Genomic DNA, 26,182 nt, shown 5'->3' on the forward strand with positions numbered 1-26,182 from the left:
AGTGACAGCAAAAGGCTTGCCATGAGGAACTTGGAATTTAAAGAACAACTGCACGAATATTCGCAGTGGCGCAGCCAATTGATACAAGCCATAGAAATGTATCAGGAATGGCGGCAACGTTATGCCATGAACGATATTCACAGCACTGAAATGCTGCTTAATATTCTACATGGCCTTGAATCTGACCGGATTACACTGGCGTTTGTTGCAGAGTTTTCCCGTGGAAAAACAGAACTGATTAATGCTCTGTTTTTTGCAGAAACCGGCGTCCGTTTACTGCCCTCTTCACCCGGCCGCACCACCATGTCGCCTACCGAACTTTTTTATGATGAAAAAGGGGGGCATTATATTCGCTTACTCAATATTGAGAGCCGTCTGGAAGACATTTCTCTCAGCGAGTACAAAAAAAAGCCGGAACGCTGGAACCAGATTGATCTGGATTTTGATTCCCCCACTCAAATGCAGGAAGCATTCAAAGAGTTAGTCGCCACCAAACGAGTGCCTCGCGAAGTCGCTGATAAACTGGGGCTTTGGAATGAAAAAGAGGCCGCTGAACAAGGCATCGTCAATCCTGAAACAGTAGAAATTCCTTGCTGGCGTCACGCGTTGATAAGTTTTCCTCACCCCTTACTTAAGGAAGGCTTGTGCATACTCGATACCCCGGGTTTAAATGCGCTGGGCACCGAGCCCGAGCTGACGTTGAATATGCTGCCCAGTGCTCAAGCCATTATTTTTGTTTTGGCTGCCGATACGGGCGTCACCAAGAGCGATCTGGAAATGTGGCGTAACCACGTCAGTAACACGCGTGGCGAGCGAAAGCAGGGCCTGGCCGTAGTCATGAACAAAATTGATGCCATGTGGGATGATCTGGCGGGTGATTCAGGTTATGAAGCTTCGATAAAATCTCAAATCAAAACCTGCGCATCCATTCTGAATATTGATGAATCCTTGGTTTTTCCTGCCTCCGCCAAACAAGCCTTATTGGCTAAAGTTAAATCGGATGATGCCTTATTGCTAAAAAGCCGGTTGTTCGCACTGGAAAATTACCTCGCGAATGACATTCTCAAGCAAAGACGCAATATTATTCTCAGCACTATCAAACGGGATATCGGCTTCCTGGTGACCGAATCCTCCAATTTAACCGACACGAAGCTGAGTAATGCTTCAAAACAACTGGAAGAGTTCAAGAAGATAGATTTTGAAAATCATGAAATGACTGACAAACTGATGGCGGAAACCCGTGATCGTCAGCAACATTACATGTTGAATATTGAGAATTTTCAAGCCAGCAGAAAAGTGTTTAGTGTTCAGGCCAAAATATTGGTTGATTCCCTGTCTAGCGAACGCATTGATGAAATAATCAAAAATATGCGTATCGAGATGGCTAAAAGCCTAACGACTTATGGAATGAAACAGAGCATGCGCAAATTATTCGACGAATTGCGCGAAGTCTTACAGGACTGCGTCGATACCACAAATGAAACGCGGAGACTGGTCAAAGCTATTCATAAAAAATTCCAGGATGAATACGGGTTTAAGGAAATAGAACCCCAGCTGTTTTCGATCAAGCAGTACCAATTCGAACTGGAACAAATATTTGAAGAAGGCGAGGCGTTTCGAAACAGTGCTCGTACGACAATGACCGAACAAAGCATCGTGATCAATAAGCTCTATTCAACTCTGATTAATAGAGCCAGGACGATATTGAAAACAGCCAACAAGGACGCTACAACATGGTGCAATAGCGTGCTAACGCCACTGATGCATCAGATTAAAGATCATAAAAAGCAAATTGAAAGCCGTTTGCAGATGCTGAGGAAAATCAACGAGTCAAAAGGCAGTGTAGCGGAGAACATTACACAACTGGAACAAGAACTTGAACCGTTGAAAAGACAAAGGAATGAGCTGAGTACCATTATAAAAGCCATGCAAATGGAACCGCCTCCCTCTATGATCGAAAATAATTGATAGCCCTGGTGAAAAGGTGGTTAATTTCACCTTTTTCACTGCTTCCTCGACTGAAACCCCATCCATCCGGTAAATCTCACAGTCATTCCTGATGGCATCGCCCCCTCTTTAAGCCCTTTCAACTCGTAGGATACGATAAACAGCGCGCACCGCATCGGTTCGCGATTGATGCGGTTCGTGCCCCACCGTATCCTACCGCCCTGTTAAATTTCATGCTAATTCTGGATTGGCATTCCTGACTTTAAGCCCTTCCAGAAAGATTTGAATAAACTTCTACCCGCACCTGATGACAATACAAGGTAAAATCGTCTGTGAGATTAATGAGACGTAATGGTCTATTCTTTGCCGAACGATGCATTGATATGACTTGGCGTTGTCTAGCCACACTCATTCAGAGGAGAGATTTGTGGGAAGATATGATTTATATGAACGAAAAAAGCCAATAGGTTTAATCATAACCCTATTGATAATTTTAATGGCTGCAATCGCCGCAGGGGCCTGGTTTTATTTTAATCCACAAGAAGTTGAGAGCGCTAATTCGGGATTGACGACTCAAGAGTTGGCCTTGCCTGTTGCAACCATTCAGGAACAAGGCTCGTCAGCCAACGCACTCAATTTATCGTCTGAAACCTTGCCGAAAATCAGTACGGAAGAACCCTCATTGGGCAGTGACCAAGCGTTGCCTGCATTGGAAAATAGCGATGATTTTTTCCGAGAACAGGTTGCCAGATTATCACCGGGTTTTAGCCCATGGTTAAAAGAGGACGAGCTCATTAGAAAGTTTGTCATCATCGTTAACGATTTTTCTCAAGGGCTTAGAATTTACAAGCATATGAAACCGTTTACTTTAACGGAAGCTTTCATTGCAGAAAAAGATAACCAAGGCCTGTACCTCTCGCCTAAAAGCTATCAACGCTACAATCAAATGGCTTCAGCCATTGACGACATTAATGTTAAAGATGGCTTACAAACATTTCGAACTTTGAATGCGCTTTTTCAACAGATTTTCAAAGAATTCAGCTATCCGGAAAGTTACAGTGTGGATGATCTTTTCCAAAAAGCCGCTGCCGAAATTTTGACCGCTCCGGTCATCGACTCACGTATTGCTTTGACCAAGGCCAAGCTAGGCTATAAATTTAATGACCCAAAACTTGAGACGCTTAATCCTGTGCATAAACAGATGATCAGGATGGGGCCTCAGAATACCCGAATCATTCAAAATAAACTGCGCCTGTTGACCGAAGGCCTCGCCAACATGATGCCATAGCTTTATAAACCGAACCAAGCAGGGGCAAAAAATGGTTCACCCCTGCTTGGTTCAACTGCTTGGATGAAACTTGAGCCTGAAATCCTGATCAGCCAAAGCAGGAATTTTATCTTCCGATACAGGCGGACTAAAATAATAGCCCTGAACCTGGTGACAACCCAAACCCCGCATGACGAGTGCCTGTTCGATGGTTTCAACACCTTCGGCAACCAATGTATAGTTGAGCGCATTGGCAAGACCGATAATGGCTCCCAGCATAAGCGGGGTCTGATGACTGGAAAGAACATCCTGAACAAAGACCTTATCCACTTTCAGGGTGTCAATCGGTAGCTCTTTAAGAGAGGCCAGTGATGAAAACCCGCTACCAAAATCATCAATAGCGATCCTTACGCCAATTTCCCTCAGTTGCCTGAATACAGTCAGATAACTTTCCTGTTGCATCGCATTTTCAGTCACTTCGAGCTCCAGAAATCGTCCTGAAATGCCGGTTTTATGCAAAATTTCACGAACCGTAGCCAATAACTCAGGGTCACGAAAATGAAATGGAGAAATATTGACCGATACGGATAGCGAACTCCAACCGGCTGCATGCCAAATAGCCAACTGTGAACAGGCGGTTGTCAGCACCCATTTCCCCAACTCGATAATAAGGCCCAGATTTTCAGCCAGCGCAATAAACTCAAAAGGACTCACTAAACGTCCATCCGGATGTTGCCATCGTATCAAGGCCTCAACGCTGACCATTTTGCCGGTTTGCAGTGTAATTTGCGGCTGGTAGTACAGGATAAATTGCTGCTTTTCAAATGCTTCTCGAAGTTGCTGTTCTTTTTTCATCCGCTGTTTGACTTGCAAGGTCATTTCCGGCGTATAAAAAGCATAGCGTTGTTTACCGGCTTGCTTGGCCGAATACATCGCGGCGTCAGCGGCCTTCATAATTTCAATTTCATCACGCCCGTCTCGCGGATAAATAGCAATACCGATACTGACGCGCGGTCTCAGCAAATTGCCATCCAAGTTCAATGGCAGGTTAATTTGGTTTAAACACCGTGTCGCAACTTCCGCCACACTCTCTTCATCGATGATGTTATCTACGATGATACAAAATTCGTCACCGCCCAGGCGTGCAGCAAAATCAATGTCTCTGATGACCAGCTTGATACGCTGGGCAATCGCTTTCAAATATTGATCGCCGACATTGTGGCCAAGGCCGTCGTTAATATCTTTAAATCCGTCCAGATCAAGATACAGAAACGCAAATTGCTCGTTGCGCCGGGCCGCGCTCTTAATAATGCCATCCATGCGTTCATGATAATAAGTCCGGCTGGCCAGTCCGGTCAGATTATCGAAATAAGCCAAGCGGTGTATCTGTTTTTCTGATTCTTTTTTATGAGTGATGTCCTGAACGGTTCCAGTGATAATAGGATTGCTTAAATCAGTTATCGCTTCAATTTCCTGATGAACAAAAACAATTTCGTACGGCGTAATTTGCAGGCGATATTCGGTATGCTGAATGGAGGGGTTATTTATCGAATTACGGATGATATTGCTGACGAAACTACGATCCTCTGCATGAATGAGCTCTAAAAAATCTTCTAAGGTGTTATTGAACTGATTCGGATTGATCTCGCAAAGTTTTGCCAAGTGGGATGACAGCTTAAAGTGATTGTTTTTGCTGTCCCAGGTCCAGTAACCTAAGCGCGCGATGCGCTGGGCGGCATCCAGTTGAAGCTTGCTGCTTCTGAGTTCAGATGTGATTTGCCCGGTCCGTAATATAAATTGCAGGCGATGAGTCAGGATGGTGTAGTTTAACGGCTTGACAACGAAATCCGTAGCGCCGGCGGCAAAGGCCTTATTGATCGATTCGGTGTCACCCAGGCCGGTTGTCATAATAATAGGGACATCAGCCAAATCCGGAAGGGCTTTAAGTTGCTTACACGTTTCAAAACCATCAAGCTCATCCATCATTGCATCCAATAGAATGAGATCAGGGATGGTTTCTTGTGCCTTGATGAGCCCTTCTTTACCGTTGGCTGCCATTTCGATTTGAAATCCGGACGAGCGAAGCACTTCACTGATCACCAATCTGAAACTGGCATCATCGTCAACCAACAAGATGCGCTGCCATGACTTTTCTGCCTGGACAGTTTGAGTTAAACGCATTTCAAAAGGGTTGATAGCCTCATGTAAAGCGGCTATGACGGTAGGCAGTTCGTCTGTCAGCGCTTCAACTCTAAGCGGCATAACATCCAATAAATTCTTCCTGGCTTTGGTTTCTATTTCGTCCGCCAGTTTAGCGATTGAATCAGCACCAATGTTAGCCGATGCGGATTTAAATGCGTGGGCCAATGAAGCTAACAACGGTGCATTTCTATCGTAAAGTGCGTCCCGGATTTTTTCAATTTCTGCTGCGGCACTATTCAAATAAAGTTCGACAGCCTTGTTCAGTAATGAAGAGCCGTCTTCAGTCCTGATTTCCCGTAATTGGTTCAGGGCATCAAGATTTAAAATGTCCAAACGAGATTGATCACTGTTCAATCGGTTAAGATGGGAGCCGCTTTGAGGTTTATCGCTGGGCTTCAACCATTTTTCCAGCTCTGCCATAATTTGTTTTTTGTTAAATGGCTTACTGATATAGCCATTCATGCCTGCGGCCTGGCATTGCTCCATGATGCCTTTCTGTACGTCGGCAGTCAGCGCAATAATCGGCAAGGCCTCGTAATTTTTGCCTGACTGCTGACGAATCATGCGAGTCGCTTCAAAGCCATCCATAGTCGGCATGTGACAATCCATTAATACTAAATCGTACTGTTTGTTTTTGACGGCCTCGACGGCCTCTAGTCCGTTATTGGCAATTTCCACATCGCAACCGACCGCTTTGAGCAAGCCCAAACCGACTTCCTGATTGATGATGTTATCCTCAGCTAATAAAACGAGACCTTGCAATGACTTTCCTGAACTAAAGAGTGAATCACCCTTTCCGTCATTATTTAACGGGGTGCTGCCGGTTAACTCAAGTAAGCATTGCAAGAGTTGCTTTTGAAATATCGGCTTGCTCAGGGTTCGAAAGATGCCGTATTCGGAGTATTTTTCGAAATCCATTCCCAAGGCATCAGAACTTAACATGATCTGCTGCAAGGGTTTTATCAGGGGATCGTTTTTAATGCTTTTAGCGAGGGTCAGTCCGTCCATGTAAGGCATGTGCCAGTCCAATAATGCAATCTGATAAGGCTGTCCAATCGCTGAGGCCTGACGGAGGTCTTGCAGGGCTTTTTCTCCGTTATCGACGGTTTGAACCTGTACCCCCCAATAACTCAATAGGTCGAACAAAATATCGCGATTGGTCACATTATCATCGACGACCAGTATTTTAAGATTTTTGAGAACCGAAAGTTCCGGAAGCCGGTTCTCTGCAAGCTTACCTTTTTGCATTGTCAAACAAAAGTAAAAGCAGGCGCCGTTGCCCGGCGTGCTGATTAATTGCAAATCGCCGCCCATCAATTGAACCAGCTTGCGTGAGATGGTCAACCCAAGTCCCGTGCCACCATGTCGCCTTGTGATAGAGCCGTCAATTTGAGTGAAACTCTCGAATATGGCTTGTTGTTGCTCGAAAGGAATACCCGGACCGGTATCGGTTATCTCAAATTTGAGCTGTATGCTTTCAGACGTTTCAATAGGCTCCAACGGCCGGACTTTAAGCTCAATCTGACCCTGTTCGGTAAATTTGACCGCATTACCCATTAAATTAATCAGAACTTGTCGTAATCGCTCCGCATCACCTACCACTTGAATGTGTAAGTCATAGGGCAAATTAAGCAGGAGTTCCAGATTTTTTCTATTGGCTTGGTCAGTCAGAATTTCCGTGGTTTCTTCCAGTAGACGGCTTAAACAAAATTCCGTTTCGTTGAGCTTGAATTTACCGGCTTCAATTTTGGAAAAATCAAGAATATTGTTGATGATGCTCAATAATGATTCTGCCGAACGAAAAGCGGTTTCTGCCAGCCGCTTTTGGCGGGGATCGAGTTCCGTGTTCAGCAACAGTTCGGTCATGCCTAGCACGCCATTCATAGGCGTTCTGATTTCATGGCTCATGGTGGCTAGAAATTCGCTTTTTGCTTTGCTGGCCGCTTCCGCACCCTCTTTCCCTTTTAAAGCTTCTTCGGTGGTCTGCTGTAGCTGAATATTTTTATCAAATAATTCGGCTGTGCGATCGGCCACCTGTCTTTCGAGATGAAGCCGATACTCGTCCAGCTGTTTGTCGCGGCGCTCTATTTCGCCCAACATTTTGTTGAAAACACTGGAAAGCAGACCAAACTCATCCGTTCCGGATTGAACAACACGGACGGTGTAGTCTTTTTTAGAAGAGACCGTATCCATGACCTTCATTAAATTCATCAAGGGCATGGAAAATATTTTCTGAAGCCGCGCAGACAAAAGCAATATCAACAATAGACTGCCGAAACTAGCCAATTCCACAATGAAATAAAAAGTACTCAGATCTTTGTTTAGCTTTGACAGATCATTAATGAGATGAACTGAACCTATGGTTTGCCCATTCAGTGTGATGGGATAGAGCAGATGCAAAAATCCCTGGTCATCATACTCAAAATTATCAATAGCCTCAGCGGAGCTGGTTCCGCGCCAATAGTCGGATTTTAAACGAGCCAGCCGGCCGATTTCGTTTTGTTCAGATACCGAATTAAGAGGTTTGGATAATTGAGAGATTACTTTGGCTTCAGGCCATGACTTCTGAAAATCCGGATGCTGCTGGAATGAGGCGAAGGGTTGTCCTTTTATTGTGTAAATATAAGCCGCCACAATATCCTGACGCGAAGAAAATCCGGCTAATGAACCTTCCGCCGTTTTAGGGTCGTTAAAAGCCAATGCCGCCGAACTGCTCCATGAGAGAACGCTGGCTAAAGAGACCAATTCACCTTCAACAGCCCGCTTGATGCTTTGATATTGAAACGTCACCATTGCGCTAGTGACTAACAGCATGGCGAAAATGGCTGTAAAAGCCATTATCAAAATGAGCTTAGTGCGAATTGAAAGGTTGCCTATTCTAAGCATTATCCATGTCCTTTAGGGATTAGCAGTGATCACATTAGCCACTTTTAGCAAACGGGCACTCATTATGAAACCCGCTTGCCGAGCTAAATCAAGGTTGATATTTAAGGTTAATTTATCGTTATTTTTTTGCAGGTTCACGATGCCTTTGAAGGTCGTTAATCCCTCCGTATCGTCGACCGTAAGAATGGGCTTGCCTAATGCTGCAGCATGAAGCTGAGCGAGTTGAAGCCTATCCTGACCACTGATAAAAACAATATGACAGTCATCAATGTTCCGGTTACGATTGATATTGAAAATGGCGACGGAATGTGAGCCAATCTTTTTGGCTGAAAGCTGCTCAAAGGCTTGCTGCACGGTATTGTCACCAATCACGCAAAACCGTAAATCTTCATCTTCGCTTTTAAATGCATGCTCAGGCCATTCTGTGAATATCGCAAGATTGAGTGTCACTGCGGTTTTAACTGCAAACTCTTCCAGTGTTTCTGCATTAACGCTTGCGCATGAAAATGCGCCCGCCCATAACAGAGCGGCAAATACAAAAGACCGCGATTTTGGGGGGAGTCGATTATTACCCCCCCCGGCCTTTCGAATGGACATTGAAATGGCAATCATCGTTAAAGAAGCGCTATAAACCCATTCATCACGAATATTTTCGACTAAAATTGCCAAGCCAGCTTGCCATAGAAACCTCTCTGATTTTCGTTGGGTTGCACAAAATTTTCACCGATATATTCCAGCTGACTGTCATTCAGTAAATTTTGACCAACTAGCGAGAGTTCGACGTCTTTGTGGACCCGCCAACCCAGACGCATATCCATCGTGATATAGCTTTCAACAGGTGCTACGCCGACTACGGTGAAGGCACTGGCATCATCGGTATAACGCAACCAAATATCCCAGCTGATATCCTTCCACGGGTTGATTGAAGAGCGTAATGAAACCTTGTGCTGTGGTGAAACAGCCTCTTGATAATACTCACTGTTGTGAAGATGGGTTTCAATAAAGCTGTAGCTCAAATCCCAACGCCAGTTGTCCCTCATTTGCCAGACTAACGAGGTTTCAACCCCGTAAGTCTCTCCCGAATTGCCATTGTCAATAATAAAGGGTTGAGTAATATACGGAGTATTTACCGTCGGCGGGACAGGCTGCCCGGGACTAAATGAACGCAAACTTTCATACTCATTAAAAAATGCCGAGACATCCAGGGAAAATAATTTGGCAAAAGTAAAGCGGTAACCCACTTCGTAGGCGAGTAATTCTTCTGAATCAAAGCTTTTAGAACCGTTTACAGTCGCTTCTACAGGAAAAGGCGGGAAAGGCGATTGTCCGGCAGGAATGATGCTTCCACGCAGTGTCATATCCGAATCAATACGAGAGGGGATTCTGACTGCTCTGGAAACTGCTGCCCAGGCCTTATGTGAGGGATGCGGCGTCCACATTAGACGTGCGGTAGGCTGATATTCAAAGCCGGTGTAATCATTATGTTCAAATTTTGAACCCAGCGTGAGCCACAAGGTATTGTCAACCAGACTGATTTCATCCTGTAAAAAAGCACTGAAATACTGGTCGCCTCGGTTTTGTGGATCAAAAGAAATTGCCGGCGTCCTATCAAATCGAGTTTCGGATTCAGAATAACGGTAACCTCCCCCCCAAATAATGTCATTCCAGCCGTTCAGGGCAAAGCGGTGCTGAAAGTCAATGTCGTAGGTGTTGCGTACTTCATGGATATAAATATCTTCCCTATCATACCGATCATAGAAAAGTTGCAAAGTATAACTGGAGGTGGACGAAAAGGTATGCTGCAAGCGTCCTACCACATTAGCGCCATGGGCTTGGGCTTTATCGTTGACAAAAGCGATGCCATTCGGCGTATCAAAAGCGGGATAGTTTAGCTTTTGGTTGAAATTACTATGGTATGCGTCGCCTTGAACGGTAAACGCATCCGCATTGGTGACTAATGAATCGACTCTGAAACCGCCTTGCACTTTGTCCCAATCATCATTCGATCTGGATTGGTCTTGACTGATCAATTCATCTCTTTTGAAGCCTTTCATATAGACCCGTCCGGTGGTATCTTCACCTAACTGAGTCCCGTAACGCGCAGAACCGAACCCAAGCTCTTCGGTTCCGCCACCGCCTGTCACTAAACCACCTTGAGTATCGGCTGAATGCTTGGTAATAATATTGATCACGCCATTGACTGCATTGGCACCCCATAGCGCGGCACCAGGTCCTCTGATGACCTCAATGCGATCGATATCTTCCATCATGACGTCTTGCATTTCCCAATAAACACCTGAGAATGCCGGAGTATAAATATTACGCCCATCAATCAACACCAGCAGTTTGTTGGCGAAGCGACCATTGAAACCTCGGGATGAAACCGCCCACTTATTGGAATCAATACGAGCAACATCTATACCGGGAGCCATACGTAATGCATCAGGGATAGTGGTAACGCCGGACCGCTTAATATCTTCATTGCTGATGACAAAAATAGCGGCCGGTGCATCGGAAAGCGACTGGGCTTTTTTGGAAACGGAGGTTACCTTGACATCTAAGAGTTCTTCAAGATCAAGTGCGTAAACATCGCTGGCTTCCTCCGCGTTGATGGCCTGAGAAGCAAGCATCCAAACTATCAAGCCAAATATAAGGATAACGGTCTTGTACATGATATTTCGGGTCAGGGGAAAACAAAGGGGTGCTGGCCGGTTAAGTTTAGACTAAATCCATTAATCCTTTTTTGATGCCCCTAAAATGAGCCGGGATGAATTGATAGATCTCCATTTATCCCGTTAAAAGAATCAATCAGCGGCCAAATAGATTACGATTTTCCGGCTGACAGGCATTCCGGTTAAAAATGAGTGAATGCCGCATCTGAAACACTTCACTTGTTATATACTTCGCGCGGTCAAAAACCATAAAGATCCAATATCTTCCGACTAAAGTTTTCCGGGTAAATTGAGTCTTTCCTAAAACTATTTTTAAATTCAGAATAATTACAACTCTATGAAAAGTAATGTCGTCGATGCACGCATTTCCCCTGAAAGTCATTTGTCGGTATTGTCCAAAGCTGAAGTCAATAAATTACTTGATACCAGTCAAGGCGGCTTGTATCAGTTGCTCAGAAGCTGTTCTTTAGCCGTTCTCAATTGCGGCAGCGCAATGGATGATGGCAAAGAATTATTGGAGCAGTATCAATCATTTGAAATTGCCGTAATTCAAGAACAAAGAGGCATCAAGTTGGCGTTGAAAAATGCTCCAGCCAATGCCTTTGTCGATGGACATATGATCAAAGGGATTAAAGAGCATCTGTTTAGCGTGTTACGTGACATCATTTATGTCAGTGATGAAATCAATGAAAATCCGAAATTTGATTTACAAACAACCGATGGCGCAACCAATGCCGTTTTTCATATTTTGCGAAATGCCGGGGTACTGCGCGCTCAAACCGACCCGAAATTGGTCGTTTGTTGGGGCGGGCATTCCATTTCCCGCGAGGAATACAACTATACCAAGCAGGTCGGTTATGAACTGGGCTTAAGAGGTATGGATATTTGCACCGGATGCGGTCCCGGTGCGATGAAAGGTCCAATGAAAGGCGCGACCATAGGCCATGCCAAACAGCGGATCTCTATGGGCCGTTATGTCGGCATTACTGAGCCCGGCATTATTGCTGCAGAAGCGCCTAATCCCATCGTTAATGAATTAGTGATTCTGCCTGATATTGAAAAACGTCTTGAAGCGTTTGTCAGAGCTGGACACGGGATCGTCGTTTTTCCAGGTGGAGCCGGTACTGCCGAAGAAATTCTTTATTTGCTGGGCATCTTGCTACATCCGGACAATGTCGAAATCCCTTTCCCGTTGATTTTTACCGGCCCTAAAGCTTCTGAAACTTATTTTAAACAGATCCACCAGTTTATAGGTGATACTTTAGGTCTTGAAGCCCAGCAACGTTATAAAATCATTATTAATGATCCGGCAAGGGTTGCTCGTGAAATGAGAGAAGGGCTCAAATCGGTCAGAGAATATCGAAAACACCGAGATGATGCTTACTACTTTAATTGGTCTATTACAATCAGTCCTGAGTTTCAGCAACCCTTCGAACCGCATCATGAAAACATGAGCAATTTAAAGCTGCACGTTAATCAGCCTCGTCATCATTTGGCAGCCAATCTGCGGCGGGTTTTTTCGGGTATTGTTGCAGGCAATGTCAAAGCCGACGGCATAAGAGCCATTGAACAATTCGGCCACTTTGAAATAAAAGGCGACGCCGAAATCATGGATCCTGTGGATCAATTATTAAAAGCCTTTATATCCCAGCAGCGCATGAAGCTGCCGGGAAAAACCTATGTTCCTTGTTATCAGATCGTAAAATAATTCAAGGTGCTAAGAAATTTACTCGTTTACTTTAACCAGCCAGCCACCGGTTCCTTTACATTGATTGGGACCGTTCGCTGTAATGTTGATTCTTGCGAAGCTACCGGCTAATGAGTTGGGAAGTTTTCCGGATACATTATATTTACCGCCTTTGGGCGTCACTGTAATGTCAACCGGTTGATTTTTGATGGTCACTTTAATACTTTCCGGATTACTGACGGTGGCCGCTATAAAAGAGAATTCCGTACCCGCAGCAACTTCCGCCTTTTCGGGAGGTGCAAACTCCGAAAAATAAGGTTTTTCACAGGCTTTTTTACTGCTGCTGCTACTGCCATAGGCCCATAACTGGGTAGGCAGCGTGAGTATAATGAGTGCATTTAAGATTAAACTTGCTTTCATAGATCTCCACCTTATTTATGATGTTTATTATTATGAGCGTAAAAATTAAGCTAACGTTCTGAATTTACAGACGCTAAGATCTGACTGCCTGCGCTGAATAGATAAAGTTGTTAATCTTTAAAAAGTTTTTTAGATCAATGCTGAATCAGATCCATTGAAAGTCCCTTACCGATAACTTATCAGGTTTTTAAAAAATGCTTAATTTTATGATCGGTGGATTGATTTGGGTACTGCGGAATAAATAGCGGATATTGAACTGACTTAATTGATGAGTCGTCTTGCGGCTTAAAACGTTCTTATCAGCAATTCTCAATTTGAAGAGAAAAAAGGGCTGGGGAAAGCTTTTTGAGGATGTCGGCAGCAGGGATGCTGCTGTCAAGCCCCCATGGAAGGGTTTACGGCGTTCCTCAAAAGGCTTTTCCCAGCCCAAAATGACGCCGAAAAGATCAAACTGAGAATTGCTGCGTTCTTATTGAAAAATGGAGGGGCTTCCGAATGTAATGTAACATTCGGAAGATCCTCAAACTAAACTAAGACTCGTCCCTGCCTAATTCAAGTATTGCTTGAGCGTGTGTCAGCGGTTCTATTTTTACCGTATCAACACCCTTTTTTACTATGCCCAACTCTTTGGCAGCCGCATAAGATAAATCCATTTCTCTATGCCCGGCATAAGGCCCTCTGTCATTGATTTGAACAACTACACTTTGGTCGTTTTTTGGATTTGTAACTTTTACATAAGACATCAGCGGTAAAGTTTTATGAGCCGCTGTCATAGCATTCATATTAAACTTTTGACCACTGGCCGTTTTTTTACCGTGAAACTTAGCGCCGTACCAAGATACTTTGCTGAGTGGTTTATTACGAATTCTCTGAATCAGATTTCTTTTAGCAAGTTTTTTGGTTGAGTGTTGATCTAAATGGAGTCCCTCTCCGTAAGCCGTTTTAACAGGGCTTCCGACATAGGTTCCGATTACAAACGCACACGTTGCCAACATGATTTTACTCATAAATTAACACCTTTTCTCATTATCTATGGTTCGATTCTAACCGGGCAAGTCTTAAGCTTTTCTTAAATAGGACCAAAAACGTCCTGTTTGATTTTTAAAAATGTGAACTAATAGAGACACTTAGAAAATTACACCGTCTTGTAAGCGTAAGAGGGATAAGGGATGACACGTAGATAAGCTCTATTTTTCTAAAAATACGGACCATTATTTTTTAGCCTTTTGATTATGCTGATTTCGGTCAATGCCTGCCCATTTTTAGTTAATGGCCAATTTTCCGTAAGGAATGGAAACGCAAATTGTTTGCTAATCACGTGATCCAGCCATCAAAAAATGCGCTAGTCCGGCTTTTCGGTTGTCAATATTTAACCTGGAAACTACAATCGACATGAACTTTTAGGGGTTCCCAACGTTTATTGGGATCCGGCAAATCAGGGGGAAATTATGGCAACACTAAGAAGTAACTCTTTTTGCACTATCTCTTTAATGGCAATTTCTCTGCTTTGTTGCGGTGCTGCCTTAGCCGACGAGCAAGAGGATATGCAAAAGCGCTTGAATGAAATGGTTAAGGAACAACCCTTTAATGTCGCAGACAATGCAAAATTAGAAGCGTACATAGAAGAGGCAACCAAAAACGGTACGCCTCCAGTGTCCACACCCAGTAAATACTGGCGAAGAGGCTATACCTGCGGAGACCTGCGCCGTTATTCCTGGAATGATTACAGGGATTGCAGCTATTTTCATCGATATAACGGCTATTATTGGCCTTACTAATCAAATCAATTTTTCCTGAACTTCAAACAATTTATAACTTTTTATCTGACGTAAACACTTTAAGGGGATGTTAATGGTTAATTTTAAAAGAAAAACACTTTCACTTTTTGGGAGTGTAGTAGTGGCAGCTCTGTTCTTAAATGGATGTTCAGCAGTGCATACCTCTATCGCAAAGAAAGATCTGGACGTTCAGACCAAGATGAGCGATACCATTTTTCTTGATCCGGTGGGTCCTGATAAGAAAGTGGTGTATCTTGAAGTTCGCAACACGTCTGACAAATCCAATTTTGATATCATGGATCCCATACGCCAATCCTTACAGTCACGAGGTTACGTGGTCACGAACGATCCGGAACGGGCTCATTACTGGTTACGGGCTAATATTTTGAGTGTCGGCAAAGCCAATCCAACAGCCGCTGAAACGGCACTGGGTTCCGGCTTTGGCGGCGCGTTGGGTGGTGCAGCAGCAGGTGCAGCGATCGGTGGCGGTCTAGGCGGCTGGTCGGGTGCCGGAATCGGCGGACTTGCAGGGGTTGCAGTGGGCGGCTTGGTTGAAACTATTGCGGATGCCGCCGTTCATGACACCACATTCATGGTTGTCACTGATATTGAAATCGCTGAGAAAGCCAAACAAGGGGTGTTGGTCAGACAGGACAGTAAACAGGACGCCAAACAAGGGATGGGTGGCTCAAGAACACAAACGTCTTCAGAAGTCAGCGATAGAAAAAAATACCGTACCCGTGTCGTTAGTACAGCAAATCAGGTCAATCTTGAGTACGAAGAGGCTGCACCCGAGTTAACCAATGGTCTGGTTCGCTCCATTGCAGGCGTTTTTTAATGACACGCATTAATGAATAACAGTCAAAAAACTGATTGTTACCCACAGCAAACTCATCATGAACAAGGCCCATGGCTAATTCATGGTGAGTTACTCAAAAATGGCAACAGAAAAGACCCAATAAGCCATTTTCCCGTAGCCACCTTCAGAAAAATGCCTCCAGCCTCTGCTATACGACTTTTGAAGATAATAAAGCCCGTTTATCAATCTACAGGTTTGCGCATCGTAACGAACTCTTCAGCCGCCGTAGGATGGATACCTATCGTCGAGTCAAATACTGCTTTTGTTGCTCCGGCCCGGATCGCAACGGCCATGCCTTGAATGATTTCAGCGGCATCCTGACCAACCATGTGCATACCCAGCACTTTTCCGGTACTTTGCCTGACTATCATTTTCATAAGCGTCTTTTCATCTAATCCTGAAAGTGTATGTTTCATCGGCTTAAAAACGGACTTAAAAATATCGATATCCTGGTAACGCTTTCTTGCTTCGGCTTCGGTCAATCCAACGGTGCCTATATTAGGTTGACTGAAAACGGCCGTAGGAATGTTGTCATAGTCAACAGGAGTTGGACGATCGGAATAGAGCGCATTAATCAAAGCCATCGCTTCAGCAATTGCGACCGGCGTCAGGTTGACTCTATCGGTCACATCACCCAGGGCATAAATCGAGGGAATATTGGTTTGATAATTTTCGTCAACCTTGATGGCGCCCTTGCTGCTGAATTCAACACCCAGCGCCTCCAGACCTAAACCGGCAATATTCGGTATCCGGCCGGTTGCATATAAAACAAGATCGGCTTCAAGGGTAAGGGCTTGTTCGGTTTGCACGGCAAAACCGCTTTCATTTTTTGCTATGGATTTGATTTCAGTATTGAACAGGATTTCAATACCTTTTTTGCGCATTTCCTCTACGGAAAATGTTCTGACATCGTCATCAAACCCTCTCAGCAGTTTATCGCCCCGGTAACAAAGCGTTGTTTTAACGCCCAGACCGTGCATGATCCCTGCAAATTCCACTGCAATATAGCCGCCTCCGACAATCAAAATTCGTTTGGGAAGCGTGGCTAACGCGAACATTTCATTTGACGTGACAACATTTTCCTTGCCTTGAATGTCAGGTACAAATGGGCGGCCGCCAGTGGCGATCAGAATTCGTTCGCAAGAAAATTGCCATTCGCCCACTCGAACCGTATGAGCATCCAGTAGCTCGGCTTTCCCCTCAATCAGGGTGACCCCCGAATTATCCAGTAACCCGCCGTAAATGCCTTGTAAGCGCTCAATCTCGCAGTTTTTTTGAGCTAACAAAGCAGACCAATCAAATTGCGGCTCGGGAACAGACCAGCCGAAACCTTGCGCCGCTTTAAAATCTTCGCTGAAGTGCGAGGCATACACGAACAGTTTTTTGGGAACGCAACCCACGTTAACACATGTACCGCCAAGATAAAGGTTTTCGGCAATGGCTACGCGAACGCCCATCCCGGAAGCGGTCCGAGCCGCGCGAACGCCCCCGGAACCGGCACCGATCACAAACAGGTCATAATCATAGTGAGTCATTTGAATCCTCTCGGATCGATGTTTAATGGTGAAAAACAAAAGGCCGAGGCGTTTACCTCCACAGACTAAAAGTCCTGTCCCGACTTCATTGCCTAGCGATCTTTTAGATAAGCCAGCATGGTGTCTCCATCGCTCACTGTGAAAGGATCATCGGGGCAATTGTCGGAGATACCGGGTTCACTGAACACCTTGACGATCGCTTTATCGTCAACCAACATGGAATATCGCCAGGAACGGTAGCCAAAGCCCAGGTTTTCCTTTTTAACCAGCATACCCATGCCCCGGGAAAAATCACCATTTCCGTCGGGCAGCATTTTCACATGCTGAATACCCTGATGTTTACCCCACTGAAACATCGTGAAGGCATCGTTTACACTTAAACAATAGACTTCATCAACGCCTTGATCGATAAGTTCCTGGTATTTTGCTTCATAACCCGGCAGGTGAGTACTTGAGCAGGTGGGCGTAAAGGCTCCCGGCAATGCGAATAGCACTATTTTTTTACCTTTGAAAATATCATCGGTGCTGACATCCTGCCAACGAAATGGATTGTCGCCGCCAATACTTTCATCACGGACGCGGGTTTTAAAAACTACATTTGGCACTGTATAAGTCATTTGATTGCTCCGGAAGTTGATTCAATACGGTTAATAATGAGCGAGTGGCTTATCCGTAAACAGATAATCTCGTAATTCACTGTCCAATTTAGGATCCTGTCGGCGTATCCATTCCAGCAGCATAGCCGCGTGCTCTTTCTCTTCATCGCGGTTATGCGCGAGTATGCCTTTCAATTCATTATTCTTGCAGGCGTCGACTCTTTGGTTATACCAGTCGACCGCTTCAAGTTCCTCCATTAAAGAGGTAATGGCTCTATGCATATCACGCGTTTCATCAGAAAGCTCGTTAAAAGATTCGTGATAACCTTCATTTGACATGGTTGAATCCTCGTTAAAAGGTTAAAAAGTCTGCCGTAGGGAGTTGATGAGCAACAGTTTTCTCGTCACAGTCGTCTCATTTTCAGCACAGAAACAGTTTATCGATCATTTAACTTAATTAAAAATTGATTGTTACTATAAGAACAATTGATTTCATCAATATAAAAGCGAAAAAATGGCTTAAAGGGATGAGGAAAAAAGGGAAGGAGTAAGCTTTGTGGGATCATCGTCATCAGGAATAATGCCGTCAAGCCACTCTTGAGCGAGCCAACGACATAAAAAGCAATTTTTTATGCCAACCATCAAGGCTCTATTAAAAAGTTGGATTTGAGGAATTGCTGATTGCGTCGGGTAAGACGCAGATTTTTGGTTTAGCTGAAGTCGCTTTATAAACCCCAAAATCCCGTGCAGCCTCGGTATGACTTGAGACTAACGGCATTTTGGGTTATACAGCAGCACTTATTAGAACGAAGGGAATCAAGCTGATCGTTGATTCCTTAATGCTAACTACTTGCCCGCCAGGAATAGAGGGTGTAGGTAATTGATTGCTTTTGTATCAGCCGCCTTCCTCTTTATCTTCTTCATTCGTCATATCCGATATCGCTTTCAAGCGCAAAATGGCTTTGTAGTTAACGCTATTCTCCGGATAGTTGCCTTCTTCATCGATGGCTCCGGCAGGCTGACCCGTCAGTATTTCCAGGGTTTCATCGACATTTGAAACCGTATAGACACTGAATAATCCTTGGGCGACTGCGTCGACCACTTCCTTCATGAGCATCAGATTACGTTGATTCGCTTTAGGAACAATGACACCCTGTTCACCGTTTAGTCCGCGCGCCTGACAAAGCCTGAAAAATCCTTCAATTTTTTCATTGACCCCACCAATCGCCTGCACCTCACCGTATTGATTGATAGAGCCGGTGACGGCAAACGTTTGTTTGATCGGCGTTAATGTCAAAGCCGAAATCAGACTGCACAGCTCGGCCAGAGAGGCGCTGTCGCCGTCAATATAACCGTAGGATTGTTCTATTGCGATGCTGGCAGAAATCGCCAGGGGAAATTGCTGTGCGTAACAATGTCCCAAATAGCCGGTCAGGATCATCACCCCTTTGGAGTGCAAGGCCTGTCCCAGTTCCACTTCTCGCTCAATATCGACTATACCCCGGGAACCCGGATAAACCGTTGTCGTTATTCGGGCCGGGGCTCCGAAACTGCTACCGCCGATTTCAAGTACCGTAAGACCGTTCACTTTGCCAATGGCACCGCCTTCGGTATCGATCAGAATCGTGCCGTCGAGCATTTCTTCGAGTATCGCTTCCGAAATTCGCCCATTGCGATGTTCACGCGCCGCCAGCGCTTTTTCTACAAACTGTTTATCGATGACATCAACAGCCGCCTGAGTACTCAACAAGTTGGCCTCGCCTATGATTTCCAGGGAATCATTGATATGCGCAGATAGCCGGCGCTGATGCTCGGCCTGACGGCAACTGTGTTCGATAAGTCTTTCAATCGCGCACCGCGTCAATGGTTTTGCACCGGAATCGGCAGCTTGCTTGACCATCAATGTCGCAAACTGCTGGATGGATAAGGGCGTAATCTTGATATGGTCATCAAAGTCGGCCAATATCCTGAACATTTCGTTAAATTCATCATCCAGTTCTTGCAACAAATAATAGATGTCCCGAGAACCGACCAGGATCACCTTTATATTAAGGGGAATAACTTCCGGCTTAAGCGTCATGGTATTGATGCCCAATTCCGAATAAGGCGACTCGATTTCAATTTTGCCGGATTTTAAAGCCCTTTTTAAGCCTTCCCAAACAAACGGATAGTTCAATAATTTATCGGCATCAAGAATCAGATAACCGCCATTGGCCTTATGCAGTGAACCGGGGCAGATGCGCCGGTAATTAGTGACCAATGTGCCTTGTTCATTCTGGTATTCGATGCGACCGAACAGGTTTTGATAGATGGGGTGGGGTTCGTAAATGACCGGTGCGCCGCTACCCTGCTTGTAATCGATGAGAATGTTGGGCGCGTAGCGTTCGACAAGCAACTGGCGTTTGGTTTGATTATCCCGGGAATCCATGAACGGCAGATTCGCCAGCTCAATGGCAATGCTGTTGCGCAAATCTTTTTTAATTTCAGCTAGATAAGTGATGACATCATCAATATTTTGATACTGTTTTTTCAATTCTTTAAACAGCGGCGTAATCGCTTGCGTAATCGTTAAGTCATCCAGTTCCCGGATGTCCTTGACCATCGCCCGGCGCCATTGCGGCAATTCCAGTAAAACATCGCTCAGAAAATTTTCCAGTATTTCCACTTGGGCTTTAAAAGCCTCACGCTCTTCCTGAGGAAGCTGGGTAAATTGATCTTCATCCAGCGATTTATTATCCCGGACGGGGAGAAATGTGATCGTTTCGCTCTCTCGATAAACAGCAATGCCCGCCTCTTGCGCCCGGTTTTCAACCAGACTCAATGCGGCATTATATTTCTGATTGAACGCCCGTTCGATGGCGCTCTTTTTTTGCTGATAAGTCGGGCTTTCAAAAACAGCGGGGAAAGTCGCCAGCAAATTATCGATTAATTTGTCTATGTCTTTACTGAATTTTGCACCAACACCCGCCGGCAATTCGATGGCAACGGGTTCACGAAGATTTTCAAAATTATCAACATAAGCAAAGCTGGGCGGGGCAACGTGATGTTGTGCCTGATCGTCCAGATGGCTGGTAATCATCGACAAACGCCCCGTCCCAGGCTCACCCATGACATAAATGTTATAGCCGGAATTCTGCATGCTGACGCCAAACTCCAAAGCCGATTGCGCCCGGATCTGTCCTAGAATGGGGGGCTGGGATTTGGTGGTCAGTGAATAATCAATTTCCTGGAGATCTATGGTTAATCTCAGGACTTCCGGAGCAAGGGGAAAATGTTCGGACATGGATAAAAGGACTCGACAGCAAACAAACCGTTGATTCTACCATTTAAGCCGGGATTTATGTTTAACCTGTCGTCTTGTCAGAATTCCCAGTTTGGGCTTTTTAGCGTTAATTAGGAGCAAGGTAAGTCTGGCAAGGCTTTCGCCTACCCTCAAAGCGACATTAAAAGTTCAAACAGGGAATTGCTGTCGTCTTGCCATTAGCGAAAAGAGCCGTTGACTCTCTAATACAGCAGGCTTTGATTTTAGTGGCAGTCATCAAGCCCAAACAAAGCCCGGCAGCCATTCCAGGGCCTGATTCCGGCTGATTTATCCTGATGATGGAAGCAGCAGATAATCAGTTTTTTCCGTCATTGAATTGTTCGACCATGATATCCAGCGTCCTACTGAGTTCTGATAAGTCTTCGCAGGATCTGCCGGCTTTAGCTGCGTGACTGGATGTTTCCTGAGATAGCCTGTCAATAGCGGCTATATTTCGGGCTATCTCTTCAGAGACAGCATGCTGTTGCTCCGCCGCTGTTGCAATTTGCACGGTCATGTCACTGATGGTGTTCACCGAATTATTGGTCTCAATCAATAATTGCGTCGAAATTTGGCCTTGTTCCGCACTTTCAGAGGCTTTTCTACGCACTTTGGCCATTTCTTCTACTGTCCTGCTTGTCCCCTGTTGCAATGCCTGAATCATCGAGTTGATTTCCTCTGTTGACTTTTGGGTACGTCCCGCCAAAGTCCTCACTTCATCAGCGACCACTGCAAATCCGCGCCCCTGCTCTCCGGCACGGGCTGCTTCTATCGCTGCGTTTAAAGCCAGCAAATTGGTTTGCTCGGCAATGCTTTTAATCACATCCAGCACACCGCTGATATCCAGACTGTTTTTAGCCAAATGCTGAATGGCTGCTTCCGCACCATCGATTTCTTGGGACAACGAGCTTATCAAATCAAGTGTTTCACTGACACGCGACAAGGTTTGCTTCGATTGTTGATTGGCGTCCGTCGCTGCTTTTGCGGCATTACTGGCGCTTCGGGCAACCTCATCGATAGTGCCTGTCAATTGCTGGACAGCACTGGCAATACTGTGCGTCTCTTGTAACTGATGGTGCATCGCGACCGTCACTTCGTTGACTGCAGAATTGGTCTCTTCGGCTTTTTGTAAAAGCGTTTCAGTTGACTGGGTCAAGCGTAAAATAATAGTTCTTGATTTTGCCTTAAGCAGTTTGATCGTCAGGAGTAATTGCCCAACCTCGGTTTTATCCTGGGTATAGATATGTTGCATTAATGGATTGTCGACTTCTTTCCTGGCTATCTCTACGACTTCTTGGAGAGGAGACAGCAGCATCCTGATGAGCCATGAAGAAAGCAAGGTCGCCAGTGTAAAAGAAATACCCGCAGTTACAGGACTGATTTCTCCAATTAAGTACAAAGCGGAAAACAAAACGGCGAATAGCGTTGTATTGCCCAACATAATCCGGCCCAGAATTCCCCAGCGACTGGGGTTGAGGTCGGCCGATTTCCCTGTTTGTATGTTTTTATAAAGTTGTTCGGCACGATCCAGAAGCTCACCATCGGGCTTAACTCGAACCGATTCGTAACCGATGACCCGGCCTTTTTCAATACGGGGCGTAACAAAGGCATCAACCCAGTAATGGTCGCCGTTTTTGCAGCGATTTTTAACGATTCCCATCCAGGGTTTTCCTGCACTAATCGTTCCCCACATATCCTCAAATGCTTCACTGGGCATATCAGGATGCCGGACAATATTGTGGTTATGATTCAGCAATTCATCTTCACTAAATCCGCTTAATTTGATGAAGTCAGGATTAACATAACTGATAAGGCCGTTAGGGTCTGTAGCCGAAGTCAGGACCATTGCACGGGGATAATCAATTGCGTTTTGGGTAACAGGAAGGTTGTTTCTCATGATATCCCCATAGTTAGCTTCATGTTTCCAATGATTAAGGCGGAAAACATTTGTTGCTTAATTCTCATGCAAAAAGCTTAGCTGAAAATGCATGCCTCGCTCGATAACATTCGAATTACGTATTGGCGTTTATTGGTAATATGGTAAGCCGACTTTTCGCACTGCCTTGCTTTTCTGCTAAAACCCGGATCGCCTAAGCCTTATCCTGGCTATTCGCGGCCCCGCTTCAACCGGTAAAGCGCTGAAATATCTTCGTCACCGAAGCCTTGAGCCATCAGCTGCTCATAATCTTTCACCGTCTTATCCGACAGCGGTATTGCTAATCCGGATTGTTCAGCCATGTGCTGGCATATTTTCAGGTCTTTGTGATGCAGCGCCAACTTGAAGCCTGGGGCAAAGGTGCCCTGGGCCATTGTGAGGCCACGGTGTTCCAGAAACCAGTTGCCTGAGGCGCCGCCGGAGATGACGTCGACGACTTTATCCATGGGCAAGCCTTGTGCCCGGCCAAACGCCAACGCTTCCGTGACTGCCTGGCTGATGCCTGCGCACATGATTTGATTGACGGCTTTGGTTGCCTGCCCCATACCTACCGGGCCCATATGGACGATACGTTTGGTCATCGCGTCCAATACCGGACGAACGCGCGTCAACGCATCGGCCTCTCCACCGACCATGGTCACCAGCGTGCCGTTTTTGGCACCTTCAACGCCGCCTGACACCGGCGCATCCAGAAACTCAGCCTGCCTTTCGGCCAGAATGGCTGCCGCTTGAAGCGCAGTATCGCTACTGACGGTGGACATATCGATAACGATAGTCCCGGGCTTGATTGAAGGGGCAATCGCGGTAACTACAGACAGCACATCCTGATCGGCTGAAATGCAGATCAGCACCACATCCACCGCTTGCGCCAATTCGGCAGGATCAGTGTAAGCGTTGACCTTAAGTTCATCGGCCAGATCCCGGGCTTTGCTCTCCGTGCGGTTGTAAACGGCAGACAGCAATCCGGCTTTGGCCAGATTTCTTGCCATGCCCAAACCCATGGCACCTAAGCCGATCAACCCTGCTTTCATGTTATTTCTCCAGATACGTGTAGGAAACCAAACCGGCGTCCAGTTCTTTGAGGTACATTTGGCGCAGCGTTTCGGTAATATCGCTGAGGGCCAGTTTTTGCCGATAAGCCGCTCTTAATTCTTCCGGATTGATATGCACATAATCAAGCAGATCGCCCACATTTTCCCCAATCTGCAAGTCGGAAAAGTGATAACCGTTGGGGTCCAGCTCGATGTTGATCGAATGGGTATCGCCGAACAGGTTATGCATGTCACCCAGGATTTCCTGGTAAGCCCCGACCATAAAAAAACCGATCAAATAGGGTTCGTTTAAATCGATGGCATGCACAGGCAAGGTTTTTTCAATATTCTGTCCGTCCACATAAAGGTCTATCACGCCATCGGAATCGCAGGTCAGATCTTGCAATACGGCACGTCGATCAGGTTGCTCGTTAAGGCGGTGAATAGGCATGATGGGGAAAACCTGATCTATACCCCAAATATCGGGCAACGATTGAAACAGCGAGAAATTACAAAACACTTTATCGGCCAGTTTCTCGTTAAGTTCGGCAAGAATGGATGATTCGCTGTGAATATTCGGATTGAGCTGGTTTTTGATTTGCTGAAAAACCTGGATCTGTTGTTGCTCGGCGTTTGCCAATTCGGTCAAGCCGAGTTTGCCTTGAGCGAATGCCTGACGCGCCTCGGCCAGAACGAATTGCGCATCATGATAAAGCTCGGCGATATTATGTACCGGCTGCATGGCGGGTTCGTCGGATTGGCCGATATAGATTTCAAGATCGGTAACATTCGTGATCAGCACCGCATGATGCGCGGTCAGCGCACGGCCGGATTCGGTAATGATGTTGGGATGGGCAATGCCGTGTTCACTGCAGCTATCGGCGAAACTGCGAACGATATTTTGCGCGTACTCTTCCATGCTGTAGTTGATGGAACATTCCCGCCGCGAGCGGCTACCGTCATAATCGACGCCCAAACCACCGCCAGCGTCAACGGTATCAATGGGAGCACCCAGCTTGTGCAACTCCACATAAAACTGACCGGCTTCTTTAAGCGCTACCTTGATATCACGGATGTTGGCGATTTGCGATCCCATGTGAAAGTGCATCAATTTCAGGCAATCCAGCAAGTTTTCTTGCTTGAGCCGGGTGATCAGATGCAAAAGATCGGCGGCATGAAAACCGAATTTGGATTTTTCGCCGCCGCTGTTTTGCCATTTACCGGCGCTGATACTCGATAGACGTACGCGAACACCCAACTGCGGTTTTATGTTGAGTTGCGCGGCTTCCTGCAAAATCATTTCCAGTTCTGACGGCTTTTCGATGACGATGTAGACATTCAGCCCCATCTTTAAACCGATCAAGGCCAAACGGATATATGCGCGGTCTTTGTAGCCGTTGCATACGATCAAACCGTGTTTGGATAAAGCCAGTATCGCCAGCAATTCCGGCTTGCTTCCGGCTTCCAGGCCGACATTGTCACTCGCCAAAATGCCTTCTATGACTTTGCGCTGTTGATTGACCTTGATTGGATAAACCGGCGTGTAATGACCTTGATAGTGATTATTGCGGCAGGCTTTGTCGAAGGCTTGCTGCAATTGTTTGACCCGGTTTTTTAAGATATCGGTAAAGCGGACCAGTACCGGCAACGACAGGTTTTTTTCTTTCAACGTTTGGGCGATTTCAAATAAATCCAGCTCGACAGGCAGATCCGGATCGGGCTTAACTGAAACACGCCCCGCTTTATTGATGGAGAAAAAACCGTCTCCCCAGTTGCCGATTGAGTAAATTTCCGCTGATTCTTCGGTGGTCCATGGTTTTGATGGGTTAGCTTGCACGTCTTGCCTCTGTTCCTAAATTTCGGTTACTTATCACGTTGCTCTGAATGGCTGCGGTTCTAAACTTTTGACCGGCTGATTTGTTCCAGCAATTCTCAGTTTGATCTTTTCGGCGTCATTTTGGGCTGGGAAAAGCCTTTTGAGGAACGCCGTAAACCCTTCCATGGGGGCTTGACAGCAGCATCCCTGCTGCCGACATCCTCAAAAAGCCTCCCCCAGCCCTTTCCC

The 26,182-nt window shown here is 45.7% G+C and carries 17 protein-coding genes; 5 read left to right on the forward strand and 12 right to left on the reverse strand.

Features of this window, described 5'->3' with window-relative positions; translation table 11 throughout:
- Positions 1 to 21: 21 nt before the first annotated feature.
- Positions 22 to 1,968 carry a dynamin family protein gene (locus Q7V32_RS08525; RefSeq protein ID WP_304896556.1) on the forward strand — a complete coding sequence of 649 codons (1,947 nt, stop codon included), beginning with the start codon at positions 22 to 24 and terminating at the stop codon, positions 1,966 to 1,968.
- 475 nt (positions 1,969 to 2,443) lie between these two features.
- The gene (locus Q7V32_RS08530; RefSeq protein ID WP_304896557.1) at positions 2,444 to 3,235 is read left to right on the forward strand and encodes a DUF3014 domain-containing protein; all 792 of its coding nucleotides are present in this window, start codon (positions 2,444 to 2,446) and stop codon (positions 3,233 to 3,235) included.
- 51 nt (positions 3,236 to 3,286) lie between these two features.
- Here the strand turns inward: Q7V32_RS08530 and Q7V32_RS08535 are convergent, their stop codons facing one another.
- From Q7V32_RS08535 to Q7V32_RS08545, 3 genes are read right to left on the reverse strand one after another with little or no spacing between them, the layout of a single operon-like run.
- A complete protein-coding gene (locus Q7V32_RS08535; protein WP_304896558.1) occupies positions 3,287 to 8,302 on the reverse strand; it encodes an EAL domain-containing protein in 5,016 nt (1,671 codons plus the stop codon).
- Between the two features lie 12 nt (positions 8,303 to 8,314).
- Complete coding sequence (locus Q7V32_RS08540; RefSeq protein ID WP_304896559.1) at positions 8,315 to 8,971, reverse strand: YfiR family protein; 657 nt, start codon at positions 8,969 to 8,971, stop codon at positions 8,315 to 8,317.
- The gene (locus tag Q7V32_RS08545) at positions 8,959 to 10,974 is read right to left on the reverse strand and encodes a TonB-dependent siderophore receptor (protein WP_304896560.1); all 2,016 of its coding nucleotides are present in this window, start codon (positions 10,972 to 10,974) and stop codon (positions 8,959 to 8,961) included. Before Q7V32_RS08545 ends, Q7V32_RS08540 begins: the two co-directional genes overlap by 13 nt.
- A gap of 337 nt (positions 10,975 to 11,311) precedes the next feature.
- On the opposite strand from Q7V32_RS08545, the gene ppnN reads away from it, so the two are divergent.
- Positions 11,312 to 12,682, forward strand: coding sequence for a nucleotide 5'-monophosphate nucleosidase PpnN (ppnN, locus tag Q7V32_RS08550; RefSeq protein ID WP_304896561.1), 1,371 nt, complete (start codon positions 11,312 to 11,314; stop codon positions 12,680 to 12,682).
- An 18-nt stretch (positions 12,683 to 12,700) separates the two neighbouring features.
- Here the strand turns inward: ppnN and Q7V32_RS08555 are convergent, their stop codons facing one another.
- Positions 12,701 to 13,081 (reverse strand): hypothetical protein, encoded by a 381-nt coding sequence (locus Q7V32_RS08555; protein WP_304896562.1) that lies wholly within the window; start codon positions 13,079 to 13,081, stop codon positions 12,701 to 12,703.
- A gap of 530 nt (positions 13,082 to 13,611) precedes the next feature.
- Positions 13,612 to 14,088, reverse strand: a complete 477-nt coding sequence (locus tag Q7V32_RS08560) for a septal ring lytic transglycosylase RlpA family protein (protein ID WP_304896563.1) — start codon at positions 14,086 to 14,088, stop codon at positions 13,612 to 13,614.
- 441 nt (positions 14,089 to 14,529) lie between these two features.
- Here Q7V32_RS08560 and Q7V32_RS08565 point away from each other — a divergent pair, with 441 nt between their 5' ends.
- Positions 14,530 to 14,859: a hypothetical protein gene (locus tag Q7V32_RS08565; RefSeq protein WP_304896564.1), complete on the forward strand. Its 330-nt coding sequence runs from the start codon at positions 14,530 to 14,532 to the stop codon at positions 14,857 to 14,859.
- Positions 14,860 to 14,980: 121 nt separating this feature from the next.
- Complete coding sequence (locus tag Q7V32_RS08570; RefSeq protein WP_304896565.1) at positions 14,981 to 15,697, forward strand: complement resistance protein TraT; 717 nt, start codon at positions 14,981 to 14,983, stop codon at positions 15,695 to 15,697.
- Positions 15,698 to 15,900: 203 nt separating this feature from the next.
- Here Q7V32_RS08570 and gor read toward each other — a convergent pair whose 3' ends face one another.
- From gor to speA, 7 genes are all read right to left on the reverse strand, one after another.
- Complete coding sequence (gor, locus tag Q7V32_RS08575) at positions 15,901 to 17,253, reverse strand: glutathione-disulfide reductase (RefSeq protein WP_304896566.1); 1,353 nt, start codon at positions 17,251 to 17,253, stop codon at positions 15,901 to 15,903.
- 92 nt (positions 17,254 to 17,345) lie between these two features.
- On the reverse strand, positions 17,346 to 17,870 hold the full coding sequence (locus tag Q7V32_RS08580) for a peroxiredoxin (protein WP_304896567.1): 525 nt from the start codon (positions 17,868 to 17,870) through the stop codon (positions 17,346 to 17,348).
- A 30-nt stretch (positions 17,871 to 17,900) separates the two neighbouring features.
- Positions 17,901 to 18,188: a ferritin-like domain-containing protein gene (locus Q7V32_RS08585; protein ID WP_304896568.1), complete on the reverse strand. Its 288-nt coding sequence runs from the start codon at positions 18,186 to 18,188 to the stop codon at positions 17,901 to 17,903.
- A 556-nt stretch (positions 18,189 to 18,744) separates the two neighbouring features.
- The gene (locus Q7V32_RS08590; RefSeq protein WP_304896569.1) at positions 18,745 to 21,132 is read right to left on the reverse strand and encodes a Lon protease family protein; all 2,388 of its coding nucleotides are present in this window, start codon (positions 21,130 to 21,132) and stop codon (positions 18,745 to 18,747) included.
- Positions 21,133 to 21,466: 334 nt separating this feature from the next.
- Positions 21,467 to 23,047 (reverse strand): PAS domain-containing methyl-accepting chemotaxis protein, encoded by a 1,581-nt coding sequence (locus Q7V32_RS08595; protein ID WP_304896570.1) that lies wholly within the window; start codon positions 23,045 to 23,047, stop codon positions 21,467 to 21,469.
- A 209-nt stretch (positions 23,048 to 23,256) separates the two neighbouring features.
- A complete protein-coding gene (locus Q7V32_RS08600; RefSeq protein ID WP_304896571.1) occupies positions 23,257 to 24,117 on the reverse strand; it encodes an NAD(P)-dependent oxidoreductase in 861 nt (286 codons plus the stop codon).
- A 1-nt stretch (position 24,118) separates the two neighbouring features.
- Positions 24,119 to 25,954, reverse strand: a complete 1,836-nt coding sequence (gene speA, locus Q7V32_RS08605) for a biosynthetic arginine decarboxylase (RefSeq protein WP_304896572.1) — start codon at positions 25,952 to 25,954, stop codon at positions 24,119 to 24,121.
- Positions 25,955 to 26,182: the final 228 nt, after the last annotated feature.

Origin of the sequence: Methylicorpusculum sp. (genome assembly GCF_030651835.1) — a bacterium.
Lineage (GTDB): Bacteria > Pseudomonadota > Gammaproteobacteria > Methylococcales > Methylomonadaceae > Methylicorpusculum.